The 15,455-nt window shown below is 44.9% G+C and carries 15 protein-coding genes; 10 read left to right on the top strand and 5 right to left on the bottom strand.

Annotation, left to right across the window (positions count from 1 at the left end; translation table 11 throughout):
* The 7 genes from AACQ21_RS15975 to trhO all read left to right on the top strand — a co-directional run.
* A partial coding sequence (locus tag AACQ21_RS15975; RefSeq protein ID WP_146127546.1) for an energy transducer TonB occupies nucleotides 1-433 on the top strand: 433 nt, incomplete at its 5' end.
* Nucleotides 433-1,140, top strand: coding sequence for a MotA/TolQ/ExbB proton channel family protein (locus tag AACQ21_RS15970; protein ID WP_105977182.1), 708 nt, complete (start codon nucleotides 433-435; stop codon nucleotides 1,138-1,140). The genes AACQ21_RS15975 and AACQ21_RS15970, both read left to right, overlap by 1 nt.
* Nucleotides 1,137-1,547, top strand: coding sequence for an ExbD/TolR family protein (locus AACQ21_RS15965; protein ID WP_017043643.1), 411 nt, complete (start codon nucleotides 1,137-1,139; stop codon nucleotides 1,545-1,547). Before AACQ21_RS15970 ends, AACQ21_RS15965 begins: the two co-directional genes overlap by 4 nt.
* Nucleotides 1,548-1,598: 51 nt before the next feature.
* Nucleotides 1,599-2,447, top strand: a complete 849-nt coding sequence (locus AACQ21_RS15960; protein ID WP_105977181.1) for a heme/hemin ABC transporter substrate-binding protein — start codon at nucleotides 1,599-1,601, stop codon at nucleotides 2,445-2,447.
* A gap of 10 nt (nucleotides 2,448-2,457) precedes the next feature.
* Nucleotides 2,458-3,492, top strand: a complete 1,035-nt coding sequence (locus AACQ21_RS15955) for a FecCD family ABC transporter permease (protein WP_017048632.1) — start codon at nucleotides 2,458-2,460, stop codon at nucleotides 3,490-3,492.
* A complete protein-coding gene (locus AACQ21_RS15950; RefSeq protein ID WP_094123301.1) occupies nucleotides 3,489-4,271 on the top strand; it encodes a heme ABC transporter ATP-binding protein in 783 nt (260 codons plus the stop codon). Before AACQ21_RS15955 ends, AACQ21_RS15950 begins: the two co-directional genes overlap by 4 nt.
* Before the next feature lie 90 nt (nucleotides 4,272-4,361).
* Complete coding sequence (gene trhO / locus AACQ21_RS15945) at nucleotides 4,362-5,345, top strand: oxygen-dependent tRNA uridine(34) hydroxylase TrhO (RefSeq protein WP_105977180.1); 984 nt, start codon at nucleotides 4,362-4,364, stop codon at nucleotides 5,343-5,345.
* A 91-nt stretch (nucleotides 5,346-5,436) separates the two neighbouring features.
* Here trhO and AACQ21_RS15940 read toward each other — a convergent pair whose 3' ends face one another.
* From AACQ21_RS15940 to AACQ21_RS15925, 4 genes are all read right to left on the bottom strand, one after another.
* Nucleotides 5,437-6,168, bottom strand: coding sequence for a transporter substrate-binding domain-containing protein (locus tag AACQ21_RS15940; protein ID WP_013856728.1), 732 nt, complete (start codon nucleotides 6,166-6,168; stop codon nucleotides 5,437-5,439).
* Nucleotides 6,169-6,193: 25 nt separating this feature from the next.
* Nucleotides 6,194-7,732 carry a methyl-accepting chemotaxis protein gene (locus AACQ21_RS15935; protein WP_013856727.1) on the bottom strand — a complete coding sequence of 513 codons (1,539 nt, stop codon included), beginning with the start codon at nucleotides 7,730-7,732 and terminating at the stop codon, nucleotides 6,194-6,196.
* Between the two features lie 249 nt (nucleotides 7,733-7,981).
* A complete protein-coding gene (locus tag AACQ21_RS15930) occupies nucleotides 7,982-9,661 on the bottom strand; it encodes a glycoside hydrolase family 32 protein (protein ID WP_105977179.1) in 1,680 nt (559 codons plus the stop codon).
* A 118-nt stretch (nucleotides 9,662-9,779) separates the two neighbouring features.
* Nucleotides 9,780-10,766 (bottom strand): LacI family DNA-binding transcriptional regulator, encoded by a 987-nt coding sequence (locus AACQ21_RS15925; protein WP_010319758.1) that lies wholly within the window; start codon nucleotides 10,764-10,766, stop codon nucleotides 9,780-9,782.
* A 272-nt stretch (nucleotides 10,767-11,038) separates the two neighbouring features.
* Here AACQ21_RS15925 and AACQ21_RS15920 point away from each other — a divergent pair, with 272 nt between their 5' ends.
* The 3 genes from AACQ21_RS15920 (at nucleotide 11,039) to AACQ21_RS15910 (ending at nucleotide 15,125) form a co-directional block, all read left to right on the top strand.
* Nucleotides 11,039-12,478 carry a sucrose-specific PTS transporter subunit IIBC gene (locus AACQ21_RS15920; protein ID WP_094164526.1) on the top strand — a complete coding sequence of 480 codons (1,440 nt, stop codon included), beginning with the start codon at nucleotides 11,039-11,041 and terminating at the stop codon, nucleotides 12,476-12,478.
* Between the two features lie 84 nt (nucleotides 12,479-12,562).
* Nucleotides 12,563-13,483 carry an aminoimidazole riboside kinase gene (locus tag AACQ21_RS15915; protein WP_105977178.1) on the top strand — a complete coding sequence of 307 codons (921 nt, stop codon included), beginning with the start codon at nucleotides 12,563-12,565 and terminating at the stop codon, nucleotides 13,481-13,483.
* 253 nt (nucleotides 13,484-13,736) lie between these two features.
* Nucleotides 13,737-15,125 (top strand): cyclic diguanylate phosphodiesterase, encoded by a 1,389-nt coding sequence (locus AACQ21_RS15910; RefSeq protein ID WP_258174227.1) that lies wholly within the window; start codon nucleotides 13,737-13,739, stop codon nucleotides 15,123-15,125.
* 46 nt (nucleotides 15,126-15,171) lie between these two features.
* Here AACQ21_RS15910 and AACQ21_RS15905 read toward each other — a convergent pair.
* Nucleotides 15,172-15,455 (bottom strand): potassium channel family protein (locus AACQ21_RS15905; protein ID WP_146127545.1); only part of this gene is annotated, 284 nt, incomplete at its 5' end.

Genomic DNA, 15,455 nt, shown 5'->3' with positions numbered 1-15,455 from the left:
CAAACCGGCTCCTAAAATACCGACAAAATCAGCACAAGTGCAAACTCCTGTAAAGGAAGCTGTGACATCCTCTGTAGAGAATGAAAATAGCGCTGAATCGACACCGAAAACCGCCGCCGCCCCAAGCAGCAGCGGCGCAACTAATCAACCGAAATTAGTCGATGCGCCGTCTTTTGTTACTCGCCCAGCCCCTCCTGTTTATCCAAGGCTTGCACAAAAACGAGGAATTGAAGGGGTCGCTATGTATGAGGTGTGGTTAGACGAAAACGGCCGCCAAATCAAACAGGTTTTGCTCTCTTCGTCGGGCGCGGCGCTGCTGGATGAATCGGCTCTTAATGCCATCAAACAATGGAAATTCTCTCCTCAAGTGGTGAACGGTGAAAAAATAGCCCACCGAGTGCAAATCCCAGTACGTTTTAAATTGGAAGGATAATGGAACTACTTACTCAACTAGAACAACAACTTGGCCTGATGGCCTGGCCTCTTTTTGTCTGCTCAGCACTTGCGACCATGATCATTACTGAACGGCTTTTCCAAGTACTGCTTAGCCTTGGTGTTGGAAAAGGTGCGATCGGTAGTGCGCTCAACCAAATATCACCGACCCATACAGCGCAAATTGAGACGCTAGCCAGTGAATTTTCCAGCAAGCGCCCATTGCTTTATAAAGGGGTTGCCATGCTGCTTGCTCATCACGATTTCTCCAAAGGATTACGTGAAGATGCGGCGGGCATTTGGTTGCAAGAAAAGCGTCATCAACTGCATTCCGGACTGCGTATTTTATCTTTGATTGGTGTGATCAGCCCACTGCTAGGCTTACTTGGCACTGTGTTAGGTTTGATTGAAATGTTCAAAGGGGTCGCGCTCTCTTCTGGCAATATTACGCCAAACGACCTTGCGGATGGCCTAGGCATTGCGATGCGAACCACGGCTGCAGGTTTGCTGATCGCGCTTCCCGCAATTACCGGCGCTCAATTGCTTGGCGTATGGGCTGACAGAGTGATGGCAAAACTTGAGCACACACTAAATTATGTCAACTTATGGCTCGAAGGTGTTTCTTTACAGCATGATTGCACCACCAAACAAGAGCGTGTAGCTAAGTATGAAGACATCTCTGATAATGATGTGGTTAATGCATCATGATTAAAACGCCGCACTCTCACTCATCCCCATTAATGCCAGATTTAACGCCATTGTTGGATATCATTTTTATTGTCATGGTGTTTTTACTGCTTACAGCCGCGGTTAAATTTGAGTCATTAGACGTTTCACTGCCAACAACCGACTCACCCACCGTGAGTGAAGTGAACAAGCAGTCAATCACAGTGAATCTTCTGGCGCACGAACCTTACTGGGCTATCGATGGCAAGCAGTATATCGACTGGAATAACTTCACATTGGCGTTGTTAGAGCAAAGCAAAGCGAGTGATCGCCCCATCGTGATTGGCGCAGACAAAACCGCCGAAGTGCAGCAGTTGGTTAAATTGCTGGCGTTCTTGCAAGACAATGGCATCGCTGCCACTCAGTTATTAACCGACCATCCCCAATAGCCTATTCATACGCGCTTTTAAAAACCGTATGATTTTCATGAGTACAACACGATGACACACAACTCTCTTTCTCATTGGCTTGTTGCCATAACGCTCTTCATCTTCTCACCTTGGCTCTGCGCGCAAGAACGGATTATCAGTGCGGGCAGCGCGGTGACCGAAATCCTCGTTGCGTTAGGCGCACAAAATAAACTTGTTGCGGTGGATGTCACCAGTGAAATTCCAAACGATCTTGCTCTCCCAAAAATCGGTTATCATCGCCAATTATCCGCAGAAGGATTATTAGCCTTAGCACCAACACAATTGATTGGTTCTAGTGAAATGGGGCCAGAAAGCACATTGCAACAGCTTAAAGGCGCTGGCGTTAACGTCGAGGTGGTGAATGATGAATCTACACCACAGGGGTTGTTGGCACGCATTGACCAAATTGCGACGCTCGCTGATGCAAAGCCTCAAGCTAAAGCGCTCAAACAGCAAGTTCAAAGCACAATAGCGGCATTAACCCACCATCAATCTACCCACAAGACACCGAAAAAAGTGCTATTTCTCCTTATCCACGAAGGAAGGGCAGCCAACGTGGCGGGCAGTGACACCACGCCAAACAGCATTATTGAGTTGGCTGGCGCGGTTAACCCAGCCGCTGAACAAGTGACGTCTTATAAACCACTGTCGATGGAAGCGATAATTGAGATGCAACCAGACGTGATTTTAGTCAGTGGCCGCAGTTATGAAAAACTCGGAGGAGCAGACGCCATTTTGCAATCCATACCGACGTTAGTAGCAACTCCGGCTGGGATAAATAAGCAGATCATCACCATCGATGGCCACGCTCTCGTCGGCGGGTTAGGCCTTAAAAGCTTGGCTGAAGCGCAACGTCTAAACGCATTGCTCTATCCTTAAGGGGCTTATTTTGTTACGTCATCTCTCAAAAAATGTGGTGAATGCAACGTTGTTAGTTTTGGTAATCTTAGTGAGCCTTTATTCTGTCACCGTTGGTCCAATGAATATCAGCTTCAGTGACAGCATAAAAAGTCTCGTGCTGCACTCCAATGACATTGCCGCGCACATTAATTTAGTCATCCACGAGATACGCTTTCCGCGGACCCTGCTCTGCTTGTTGGTCGGCGCAATTTTGGCGCTGTGCGGAACGGTGATGCAAGGCTTGTTTCGGAATCCATTAGCTGAGCCTGGCATTATCGGTGTTTCGGCAGGTTCAGCCCTCGGAGCCGCACTTGCGATTGTGCTATTCGCCAATTTAGCGCTGTTTTCCAACCCGTGGATGAGCGCTGCGGTAGTACCTATTTTTGCCTTTTTAGGCGGTGCATTGACTACCTTGTTGGTTTACCGATTAGGCACCAGTAAATTTGGTACTTCCGTCACCATCATGCTACTCGCAGGCGTCGCCATCAGCGCGCTATCGGGGGCGGGTATTGGCTATTTGAATTATGTTGCAGACGATCAAATGCTACGCGATCTCTCATTGTGGTCAATGGGATCACTGGCGGGTGCAAACTGGCAAAATATTCTCTTGTGCGCTGTGACCTTACTGCTGCTGCTCGTCTGTTTCTCTCGTCAAGCGATGGCGCTCAACGCATTATTACTTGGCGAGTCTGAAGCGCGTCATCTAGGCATTTCTGTGCAACGGCTTAAACGTTCAATGATTTTACTCAGCGCACTCGGCGTTGGAGTGACCGTCAGCGCGGTGGGTATGATTGGTTTTATCGGTTTAGTCATCCCTCATCTAGGCCGGATGCTGGTTGGCCCCGATCACCGTAGTTTGATCCCCATTTCGGCTTTACTTGGTGCACTCTTACTCACTGTCGCCGATATGTTTGCCCGTATAGCAGTGGCACCTGCGGAGCTGCCTGTCGGGATTGTGACTGCGCTGGTGGGTGCACCTTTCTTCCTTTATCTTCTGTTTCAACAAAAAGGCAAAGTATTTTGAGTACAACGGCAGCGATCCAAGCCAGTAATATATCGGTTACATTTGGCCATCGAACCATTTTGGATAAGATTGATATTGAGATTTTTTCAGGTCAAGTCACGGCGTTACTTGGCCCCAACGGTGCTGGGAAAAGTACATTGCTGAAAATACTCAGCGGTGAAATCTCATCAACAGGCAAAATGGCTTACTTCGGTGTTCCGCAAGCACTGTGGCAACCGAATGAGTTAGCAAAGCACTTGGCCATTCTTCCGCAACAAAGTACGTTGAGCTTTCCTTTTATCGCTCAAGAAGTGGTGGAATTAGGCGCACTGCCATTAAATTTAAGCCACCAACAAGTCAGTGAAGTGGCGCTACACTACATGCAACAAACCGATATCAGCGATAGAGCGAACAATCTCTACCCGGCTTTATCGGGTGGTGAAAAACAACGTTTACATCTGGCGCGGGTATTAACTCAACTTCACCACTCCGGTGACAAAAAAATCCTGATGCTGGATGAACCAACGTCAGCGTTAGATCTGGCTCACCAGCACAATACACTGCGCATTGCACGTTCATTAGCACGCCAAGAGCAGTGCGCTGTTGTAGTCGTGCTACACGATCTCAACCTTGCGGCTCAATATGCAGATCGCATGGTGATGCTGCACAATGGCAAACTGGTTTGTGATGCGCCACCTTGGGAAGCGCTCAATGCAGAAAGAATTGAGCAGGTGTATGGCTACTCGTCGCTTGTCGCCGCACATCCAACCATGGATTTCCCAATGGTCTACCCCATCTAATATTGTCCTTAATAATTGTCCGTATTTGTGGGCGCGTCCCTTCGCTATAATGCGCCCCAATTCTTTATATCGTTTTTTAAAAGGTACCCCATGAGTCAGTACGTCGTCTGTGCACTCTATAAGTTTGTTGAACTCAATCACTACCAAGATCTGCAAGCACCGCTTCTTGAACTAATGGAGGAAAACCAAATTCGTGGCACGCTATTATTAGCCAGTGAAGGAATTAACGGCACTGTGGCATCAACACGCAAAGGGATAGATGTGCTACTGGCTTGGCTTGATGCTGAACCGAACTTGAAAGGCACGGTTTACAAAGAATCACAAGCCTCAGAGCAGCCATTTAACCGTACCAAAGTGAAGCTAAAAAAAGAGATTGTCACTATGGGCGTTGAAGGTATTGACCCTCGTCACGTTGTGGGCACTTACGTGAAACCAGAAAACTGGAATGCGCTAATTTCAGACCCTGATGTGCTGGTTGTCGATACCCGTAATGATTATGAAATCCAAATCGGCACCTTCAAAAATGCGCTTAACCCACACACTGAAACCTTTCGTGAGTTTCCTGATTATGTGAAGAAGAACCTCGCACCAGAGAAACACAAAAAAGTCGCGATGTTTTGTACTGGCGGGATTCGCTGTGAAAAATCCACGGCTTATTTAAAAGGGCAAGGGTTCGATGAGGTGTACCATCTCGAGGGTGGTATTTTGAAATACTTAGAAGAAGTGCCGCAAGAAGAGAGCTTATGGCAAGGTAACTGCTATGTGTTTGATGGCAGAGTGGCTGTAGGGCACGCTTTAAAAGAGAGTCACTACGATGTATGTAACGCTTGCCGTTTGCCAATTACCGATGAAGACAAACAGAGCGAAGTCTACGAGCAAGGCGTCAGTTGCCCATCCTGCTTCGGTACTCACTCTGCGGAACAACTGGCCCGTTTCCGTGAGCGAGAAAAACAAGTTCAGCTCGCAAAACAGCGTGGAGAAGCACACATTGGCGGCGATACCGCATCACTGATCGAGCAAAAGCGTGCGCAAAAATTAGCACGTAAAGCTGAGCAGCGCGGCTCAAAACGCTAATATTTACCCCAATGCTTACTTCAAAGGATTCAACTCCTATTGGAATAGAAAAAGGCCGCGGCGTTAAAACTGCGGCCTTTTTTTTAAAAAATCACTGAATACCGTATTTCGCTAAAATGGCATCAAATGTTCCGTCAGCTTTAATCGTAGCTAACCCTTTGTTATACGCATCAATATATTTCTGCGCATTAGGGTTCGCTTTGCCTGAGGTAACATGTAAAGGATTTTTAGACAAAGATGCCGTGGTAAACTGAAAATCACTGCTATTCAAGCCCGCCTCTTTCATGGTCGATAACGCAACCAACTTATCTTCAAGGGTAAGATCAATTCGTTTGGCTTGTAGTTTCTTCAAGTTAGTCGTGAGATCATTAGCGTCTGGTTTGTTGAAATTAGTGGCGGATAAAAAGTCATCCCCATAACCATAGCCCCTAACGATGCCAACTTGTTTGCCACTCAAACTATTTAAACCTGAAAATTCGAAAGCATCGCCTGCTCTTTTAATAAAGCTCAGTTCATTCTCTAAATATGAATCACTGTAAAGTAAATAAGCCGTTCTCTCCTGCGTATACCAAGTTGCGGGCAACAGATCAATTCTGCCTTTACTCACCTCATCTAATGCTCGTGACCAAGGCATGATTTGAAAATTGACGTCATAGCCCTGTGTTTTCATAGCCGCAACAGCGATTTCTACCGATAGCCCCGGCATGCTTTTATCCGGTGAAATGAACGGTGGCCATGGATCTTGTGCAGCCGTAATAGTAGCAGCAAAGCTACTCGGTAAGGCCATCATCATACTGAAAATAAAGATCAACAGACGCTTCATACTTTCTTCTCCTTGAAGGTGGAACTTATGTTTTGAACTTACGCATATGAGTTTTAATGTTTGAGCTCAGTTGAAGAACTTCTTTCGTTCTCTGAGCATTATCTTGACCACTACTCGACAGCTCATTAGTGGCCTCTGATGCTTCAACAATCGCCTGACTGACTTCATCAATGGCTTGTTTCTGCTCTTCTGTAGCATGCGAAATCTCTCCATTTCTTTCAGAAATTTCAGAGATAGTATTTTTCACCTGCTCAACAGAATGTTGTGACTCTGATACTCGCTTAGCGGTGCTTTCTAACAAATTAGAGATGCGAATAATTTCTTGCTCAACCGATTCTGTTGCACTGCTAAGTGAGCGAATATTGGTTTGGATTTGTTCGGTGGATTGGCTAGTTTTGGTCGAAAGGTTGCGTACTTCATCAGCCACTACTGCAAAACCACGGCCATGCTCACCTGCGCGTGCCGCTTCAATAGCAGCGTTCAGTGCCAGCAAGTTGGTTTGCTCGGAAATGTCATTAATCACCCCGACCACCGTTGATATTTTTCGCCCTTCATCGAGCAGCTTATGCATTTCCGCGTTTACCGAACCCATTTCGGAACGCATGTTTACAATCTCGGCAGCAGAGCGTTCTATTGAGTGGTAAACATTATCGACCAATTGAGAAGCCTCACTTGCTTGCCTTGCGGCGTCATTAGCAGTTTCGGCCACTGTAGCTACCGACTGACTCATCTGTGTGGAAGCGGCAGCGACGGTCGATAAACTGTGTTTTTGTTGATCAATTTGCTGTGCATTTCTCATGGCAACCTGACCACTCATCTCTGCAGTGTCTTTTAACTGCACAGAAGCATTCGTTACTTGTACAACTATCTCCCTTAGCGACTCCGTAAAATGATTAATACTGCGAATGATCTGCGAAAACTCTCTATATTTGGGTTCTGGAATGATACGACTTAAATCCCCTTCACCGGTTGCAAGATCGGCCACTCGCTCTGTCAAATCGTTGAGCGGGCGAAGGACGGTTTTCGTTAACGCCAAAATTAAGAATACAATCATTACGCTATCTAAAATCAGCAACTCAATCAGGCTATATTGCAGACTTTGTAACAAGGTTTTTTCTAGCCTATCTGTGTTATAGAAAAGCTCTACCTGACCAACTTCATTTTCCTTTTCATACTCAACAAAGGTGAGTTTTTGCACCGAAGAGAGCATGGATTCGTATTGTTTCCCCTCATTGGGCTCCATCTCTTTCACGTCTTGAGAATCGGGTGATGTACTCAGGAAAAGAAGCGGTGTACCACCCGCATCTTTCACTCTAACCGCTTGTATGTCTGGGTTATTTAACTCTGCTGAAATAGTGAGTTTGGCGGCATGTAAATCAAAATCCCAAATTGCTTTAGGTAGGCTGTAGCTCAAGCGCTCTTTTGCATTCAAGATTGATGTATCTAGGCTATGTTGTAGCTCCGCTTTCTTTGACTGGTAATCAATGTAACTAGAAATGCCCAACACAATGGACACTGCCAGAACAACTTGGGTAACAAAGATCACTTTGACACTTTTCCACATACTTCATTTCGCCTTAATCAATGGTATGAGTTAAGCACTGTGCGTTGGCTTCATCGCACCGCATGATAACCATCTGACTCTTGTGTTTAATGAATAGGACAATGCAGACCAGAAGAGAGGTCAATATCATCTCTGCTATTGTCTGAACTCATACCGATCATGTTGATCTCACTTATCTTTTACTTAAGGATAGACCAAGAAAGAAAAAGGCTATTATTTTTTAAGCCGAAAGTTTACTTTCGGCTTAATTTAGAATTGAGTAGCGAATGAAGAAGCGCTGACGGGCTGGATAGAAGAGTATTTGGCCGTAACCAACGCATTTAATAGTGATACCCCTGTCGCCTTTTGTTCGGTAAACACTCTTGCACTCATCACTGCTTTTCCGCCGTTGATGAACACTTCTAATGAAGAATTATCCGCGAGAATCTGCAGCTCAACCTGTTCACACTCTAAGGCCAATTCACGAATCACATCACCTTGACGTATCAAAGTATGGGAACGATCAAAACGTAATACTTTTTGCTGGGCATCCAAACTCAGTTCAACGTATTGCTCACCTTTTTCAAACAAACGTAAACTTGCCCCCCACGGCAAAGTGATGCACATTTCAAAACTTTTGGTGTTGAGAATGGTGCATTTATCGCTTAACTCCAAACTTACCGGCTGGTTAGATAACTGCTCTAGCTCCTTTATAGGCCTTTGAATAAGTTGACCATTCTCAACACTCAACTCTCGCAGTGCCGTAAGTTGATGCAGCCAGCCGTTGTCACAACTAGGATGATTAATTTCGTCAGGCAGCCCCATCCATGCACACAAGATGCGCCGCCCGTCTGCCGTTTGCATTGTTTGAGGGGCATAAAAATCAAAGCCGTGATCCAGTGGTTGCAGATGACAAAAGTGAGGATGATCATTTTCATCCCATAAGACTTTTGCAATACGATTTTGATGGACAACTGTGTGGTTCACGTTATCTGAAATAATCCCTTGGGGGCCAAAAACAAAATAACTTTGGCCCGCAATTTCAAACAGATCGGGACATTCCCACATGTAACCTAGCGGTGCGATTTCTTCACCAAATAGACCATCGAAATGCCACTCTTTAAGATCATGTGAATGGTAAATCGCCAGCCGACCTTGCAACTGCGTTGTTTGCGCGCCAAGTAACATGAGCCATTTGCCTCGGTGGCGCACTATTTTAGGGTCGCGAATGTGTTCCGTGACACCCGTTGGCAAATTACGGATCACTGGGCCACGTTTTTCAAAACGGAGACCATCTTGCGACACGGCTAAACATTGCGTTGTTTGACGCAATCGCTGGTCACCTAACCGAACATTGCCAGTATAGAAGAGCATCAACTCATCGTTGTGACTTAAAGCATGACCAGAAAAAACCCCATGGCTGTCGTACCAATCTGATGGAGTCAGTGCAATACCTTGCCATTGCCAGTGAATAAGATCAGTACTCGTCAGTTGTACCCAATATTTATCCTTGTGCTCACACCCATAAGGATACCACTGATAAAAAAGATGATATTTTCCTTGGTGATAAATGAAACCGTTTGGATCATTGAGCAGCCCTTGCGGCGGAGAAATATGCCACGTTGGACGAAAGGGACAATTGTTTGGCGAGGAATAGGCGTACGCATTAAGCCGCAACTGAGAATCAATCATTCGGCCTAAACTGTTGATCAGTTCATCGGCATATTCATTGATGCTATCTTGTTGAATCAAAAATGAAAGCTGCCATTCACCGAGCACTTCTCGCAAGCGCATATGACTCGGCAAAACATTGACTAAAGCTGGATCTCGCAGCGCAATAATGATTTCGCCTCTTGGTGCGAGTACTCGCTGAATATTGGCCGGGCCGCCAACTAATCTCACCATATCTTCAAATGACATTTTTTCTACTGGCACTGTTTCTAATGACATGACTTACACTCAATTTTTGGGAACGATTGCAAAATATAAAAAAATAAGCCTGCTTGCAAGCATTGGTGAAATATTGCCCTCAATTATGCGGGCTTCCCCTCAGCAAGCACCTTCAACCTTAGCCGGTTTCACGTTCGATATTTTGGAATGTTAACACGACTTTACTCATCTCCTGCCCACGACCAGCAATACGTTCAAGCAACATCTTGGCTGCATTTTCACCTGCTTTATCAAAGGCATAGTTGAATGTTGATAAGCTTGGGTTACTGACAAATGCGAGCTCATCATTGCCAACTCCTAATACTTTTATTTGCGATCCAACCTGAACTCCAGACTCTTGCAGTGCTTTCACCGCTCCAACCGCAATTCTATCGGTTGCGCAAAAAAGACCATCTAATTGTGGGTATTGCGTGATTAATGTTTTAGCTTGTAAGTAACCAGATTCAATCGAAAAATCACCACGCACATGAAACAACAGGGTTAAATTGTTGATACCCAGTGCTTGCTCTAACCCTTGAGAACGCAAGCAATCCACCGCTACGTCATCGCTCTGAACACCAATAAAACCAATGTGTTGACAACCTTTTGCTATCAACCGTTTACCCGCTTCGAATCCAACGCGAAGATCATCATGAACAATACTTGGGATATCGTGCAGTGAGCCATCTTGCCCAACCAATACCACCGGAACATTAGATTGTTGGATTGCTTTCACTAATGGCATATCAAGGTGTGTGGCGTAAAGTACAATGCCTTCGACCCTCTTTTGATTAAATATTTGAATATATTCCAATTCTTTAGCGTGATCTTGATGAGTATTGGCAAGCAACACGTGTTTGCCCGCTTGTTCAAATATGGCACTTAAACCATCAACACCTTGTGCTGTCGCATGCGAAGAGACTCGCGGAACGATGACTCCAATTAAATTGGTTTTTTGTGATTTGAGATCTTTAGCGACCTGGTTGACCATATAGCCGCATTCGGAAATTGCCTTTAACACTTTGATTTTTGTAGACTCTTTAACACCATACTCATCATTTACAACGCGTGAAACCGTCGATTTAGAAACTCCGGCCAGCTTAGCGACATCGTGCAAACTCGACATACATAACCTTACTCATTCTGTTTTGGGATTGTTTGCAAAACTCAGCGCTGCAAACGATCGAATAGTGTGATTCTAACGCTGTTTGTAGAATTATCGATCTCTCTTTTACTGATCTAATTCACAGAATCAATGGTTGGCTTTTGACTACTTTGAATTATTCATCAAAAATCCATTCTGCAAACGTTCCCAAGATACTTATTTTAATTTTATCCACCATGCTTATCTTAAAGAGATCAAGTCATCTGGATACCAAACAACAACCGGGGTGGGTTATGAACTATCCAGTCATAGCAAAACAATTATTAGAGCAATTAGGTGGCAGAGAAAATATCCAAGCCCTTGCTCACTGTGCAACACGTTTAAGATTAGCGCTAAAAGATGACGCATTGGTTGATGAACAAGCCATTGATTCACTTGAAGGTGTCAAAGGACAATTCAAAGTCGCTGGCCAATATCAAATTATTTTTGGCTCCGGTATCGTTAACCAAGTTTATGCGGAAATGGCCAAGTTGACCGGCCTTGCTGAAATGTCAACCAATGATGTTGCAAGCGCGGGTGCACAAAAGCAGAACCTAGTGCAGCGCGCCGTTAAAGGGTTGTCTGACATTTTTGTCCCTATTATCCCTGCCATCGTCGCTGGCGGTTTATTGATGGGGCTATTCAATGTACTAACAGCCACTGGGCTTTTTATCGAAGGGCAGTCACTGATTGATGCCAACCCAGGCTTGGCTGATCTTGCCAGCATGATCAACACCTTTGCTAACGCCCCTTTTGTTTATCTTCCTGTTTTGTTGGCATTTTCTGCTTCTAAGAAATTCGGTGGTAACCCATTCCTTGGCGCTGCATTAGGTATGTTGATGGTTCACCCAGACCTGCTCAATGGTTGGGGGTTTGGCGGCGCGTCCGTCGCAGGCACCATCCCTACTTGGAATATTTTTGGCTTTGAGATCCAGAAAGTCGGCTATCAAGGCTCTGTCTTACCCGTTTTAGTCTCTGCCTTTATTCTTGCCAAAATCGAAAATGGCCTGCGCAAAATTATCCCTTCTGTACTGGATAATTTGCTGACGCCTATGCTCTCGATTTTCATTGCAGGCTTTTTAACCTTCACACTGGTTGGCCCTATCACTCGCGACATTGGATTCCTATTAGGTGATGGGCTGAACTGGCTATACGATTCTGCAGGTTTCATTGGTGGTGCACTGTTTGGTTTTATCTACGCACCGTTTGTTATTACGGGTATGCACCACAGCTTTATCGCTATCGAAACGCAGCTACTGGCTGACATCGCCATTACTGGCGGCACGTTCATTTTCCCTATTGCAGCCATGTCAAACGTCGCACAAGGTGCAGCGGCTTTAGCTGTTGGTATGAACACCAAAGATATCAAATTAAAAGGCATTGCGATTCCATCAGGTGTGACCGCCCTTCTGGGCATTACCGAACCCGCAATGTTCGGTGTAAACCTGAAACTTCGCTACCCATTTATTGCTGCGATCATCGGTTCAGCTTGTGCCAGTGCATTCATCACCTTGTTTAATGTCAAAGCACAAGCATTAGGCGCGGCTGGGCTTCCAGGAGTGATTTCTATTAACCCAGAGAAAATCAGCTACTACATCATTGGCATGCTGATTTCTTTTGTTATTGCCTTTACCTTAACACTTGTTTTGGGTGCCAAAGAGCGCGCAAAGCTTGATAAACAAGCAACAGCGTAACCCCCAAGGCTGTTATGCTCCTAAGCCCGCTCGATGTGAGTGGGCTTATTTCTTCAGCGAATAACACGGATATTGGAGGAAAAAATGAATCGAGTTTGGGTAACAGGCGACGCGGTCGTCGACTTAATTCCTGATGGTGAAGCACACTATCTCAAATGTCCGGGCGGTGCTCCGGCGAATGTGGCTGTTGCCATCGCAAGATTGGGGGGTAATAGCGCCTTTTTTGGCCGTGTGGGTAATGACCCTATGGGGCGCTTTATGCAATCCACATTAACCGAAGAGAAAGTGGACACCCGATATTTGCAGTTGGATGATCAACAAAGAACATCAACCGTCGTGGTCGATTTAGACTCGCACGGCGAACGCAGTTTTACCTTTATGGTGAAACCGAGCGCGGATCAATTCATCCAATGTTCAGATATTCCCACCTTTTTAGCGGGCGAATGGCTGCATTGTTGCTCCATTGCACTGGCCAGTGAACCGAGTCGCAGCACTACCATTGAAGCGATTAAACGCATCAAAGCCAACGGGGGATTTGTCAGTTTTGATCCCAATCTACGAGAAGAGGTCTGGCCTAACTCCGAAGAGATGATCCCAGTGGTGATGAGCGTGGTGGCAATGGCGGATGTGGTTAAGTTTTCCGATGACGAACTGCTCTTGCTCACGCAGCGCCCTAGCCTTGAGCAGGGATTAATCTCAGTGAAAGAATTGAACATTCCGCTGATTGTCATTACTCAAGGTGCAAAAGGAGCGCTGGTAATCACAGCAGAGATGCAAACACTGATTACGGGAAAAGCCGTAAAACCTATCGATACAACAGGTGCCGGAGATGCTTTTGTCGGTGGATTGCTGTGCCAGTTGTCATTACATAAAGAGTGGTTTACTAAGGGTACTATCATAAACGCAGTGCAATGGGCTAATGGCTGCGGAGCATTAGCCACCACTCAAAAAGGGGCAATGACAGCGCTACCAGATAAGCATATGCTTGATCGATGGATTGGCTAAATGATGGCTTGTACTTACAAGGGCGTAAGTCGTGTTGAAGTTCAAGCAAACTGCGAAATAAACGGATGGTTTTCAGAGGATATTTGCTACGCTTACTGCATGATTAAACAAATAGCACTCGGACCAGATGCAGACATTTGTAAAATATGAACGATGTAGACGGTGGATAGTTAGCTTACTATTTTGCTTACTGCCCATCGTTGTAGCTAGCCCAATTATCGCTTGGCAGACACGAGCTGATTTGAATCATCACATGCAAAACGTTCTGGTAAAAGGTATAGATTACATTAATCTACTGCTAAGAAATGCTCATGTTGCCAATGAACGTGCAGCGCCCTATCTCAATATGGATTGCCTAGATGCTATTCATTATTTACGCGAGCTAGTGGCGACAACTCCCGATATCCGGACCATCAATTTAGCCAAACAAAATACGATTTATTGCAATTCGTTAAACGGTCAAATAAACGATCACTACCAAATCGACAGCTATGTCAGTGGTGAGCTCTATTTAATGGCTGGTAATCGACTCACACCTCTCCGGCCTGTGTTAGCTTTTCACAGAACTTACGAACAGGGTATGGTGATCACTGGAGTTAGTTCCTATTACCTAACTAACATGCTTATTTTACTAGATGGCTATGGCAAATTTTATTTTCACGTTGGCAAAAATCATCTCGACGAGACCGGCGTTGTAACTTCCGAACCGTTATTTCCCACAATTATTAATACTTCAGAACGCTACCCTTATTCACTATCGACCCTATTAACTATTGATGACTACTGGCTTTATTTTAAAAACACCAAACAAACCAGTGCGATGTTAGCTCTCTTAATGGGAATCGGTTTAGGAGGATTTGTTTTTTGGAAACTCGGCCAAGCTTCGTCAATGCAAGGAGAAGTGAAACGCGCTATTCAATCCAACGAATTCGTTCCGTATGTACAACCGATTGTTGATGGTAGTGGTCAGCTCTGCCATATCGAAGTGCTTGCCCGTTGGCAACATCCTGTTCATGGATTAGTGAGGCCCGATCTTTTTATTCCCTTAGCGGAGGAATCTGGGCTAATCATTCCTATTACGACTCAGTTAATGTCCCAAGTAGAGCATGAACTTTCATTACACCAGTCACAATTTCCAGAGCATTTCAGTATTGGATTTAATATTTCAGCCAAGCACTGCGTAGCTTCCAATTTGTTTGATGATTGCAAACATTTCATTGAAACCTTCAACAATCGTAAACATATTTTAACGCTAGAGCTCACTGAGAGAGAGTTGGTTATTGATAGTGATGAAGCAAAAAAGCTCTTCCAATCATTGGATAAAATAGGTGTGTTGCTAGCAATTGATGATTTTGGTACGGGTCACTCTAGTTTGAACTATTTGCAAGAGTTCAAGTTTGACATTTTAAAAATCGACAGAAGCTTTATTACCATGATCGGTAGTGATGCGATCTCTAGCCATATTGTTGAAAACTTAGTCGATTTAGCTAAGCGACTTGGGTTAAAAACCATCGCCGAAGGTGTGGAAACCCAAGATCAAATTGATTTTTTGAACGAAAGAGAAATTGACTATTTACAAGGCTATTTCTTTTATAAACCTATGCCGCTCAGTGAGTTTATCACTCTGCTTAAAACCACCTAGATCAATCTCTGGCATTCCAATACGATGATAACTAGAACTTCAGTGGTTATTTCTTATGACGAGAGGCCAACTGAGCACGGTAGCGAGCTAAATGAAAACGCTTGCGAACAGGTTGTTGAACAGAAAGTTGTTTTAACACTTTATTAAGCTGTTTCGTGTGATGTGCACTATTATGCTCTGCTGATTGCCCATCTTCTTCAATGAAAAATGAGGCGACACTCGCGGTCAATAAACCGAAAAGTGTAATACCCGTCAACATCAGAAACACGGCAACACCACGCCCAAATGGAGTGATTGGATACATATCGCCGTAACCAACAGTAGTAATCG

Origin of the sequence: Vibrio sp. V01_P9A10T6 (assembly GCF_963877065.1) — a bacterium.
GTDB classification, from domain to species: domain Bacteria; phylum Pseudomonadota; class Gammaproteobacteria; order Enterobacterales; family Vibrionaceae; genus Vibrio; species Vibrio anguillarum.
The sequence above is the reverse complement of the archived record's forward strand: the minus strand, read 5'-3'. Positions and strand labels throughout refer to the sequence as shown.

What these genes read in the sequence shown, in the direction of transcription:
- AACQ21_RS15915 (WP_105977178.1), top strand. Translation starts at nt 12,563, where the DNA reads ATGAATCGAGTTTGGGTAACAGGCGACGCGGTCGTCGACTTAATTCCT.
- AACQ21_RS15925 (WP_010319758.1), bottom strand. Translation starts at nt 10,766, where the DNA reads ATGTCGAGTTTGCACGATGTCGCTAAGCTGGCCGGAGTTTCTAAATCG.
- AACQ21_RS15970 (WP_105977182.1), top strand. Translation starts at nt 433, where the DNA reads ATGGAACTACTTACTCAACTAGAACAACAACTTGGCCTGATGGCCTGG.
- AACQ21_RS15965 (WP_017043643.1), top strand. Translation starts at nt 1,137, where the DNA reads ATGATTAAAACGCCGCACTCTCACTCATCCCCATTAATGCCAGATTTA.
- AACQ21_RS15960 (WP_105977181.1), top strand. Translation starts at nt 1,599, where the DNA reads ATGACACACAACTCTCTTTCTCATTGGCTTGTTGCCATAACGCTCTTC.
- AACQ21_RS15930 (WP_105977179.1), bottom strand. Translation starts at nt 9,661, where the DNA reads ATGTCATTAGAAACAGTGCCAGTAGAAAAAATGTCATTTGAAGATATG.
- trhO (WP_105977180.1), top strand. Translation starts at nt 4,362, where the DNA reads ATGAGTCAGTACGTCGTCTGTGCACTCTATAAGTTTGTTGAACTCAAT.
- AACQ21_RS15910 (WP_258174227.1), top strand. Translation starts at nt 13,737, where the DNA reads ATGCAAAACGTTCTGGTAAAAGGTATAGATTACATTAATCTACTGCTA.
- AACQ21_RS15920 (WP_094164526.1), top strand. Translation starts at nt 11,039, where the DNA reads ATGAACTATCCAGTCATAGCAAAACAATTATTAGAGCAATTAGGTGGC.
- AACQ21_RS15940 (WP_013856728.1), bottom strand. Translation starts at nt 6,168, where the DNA reads ATGAAGCGTCTGTTGATCTTTATTTTCAGTATGATGATGGCCTTACCG.
- AACQ21_RS15935 (WP_013856727.1), bottom strand. Translation starts at nt 7,732, where the DNA reads ATGTGGAAAAGTGTCAAAGTGATCTTTGTTACCCAAGTTGTTCTGGCA.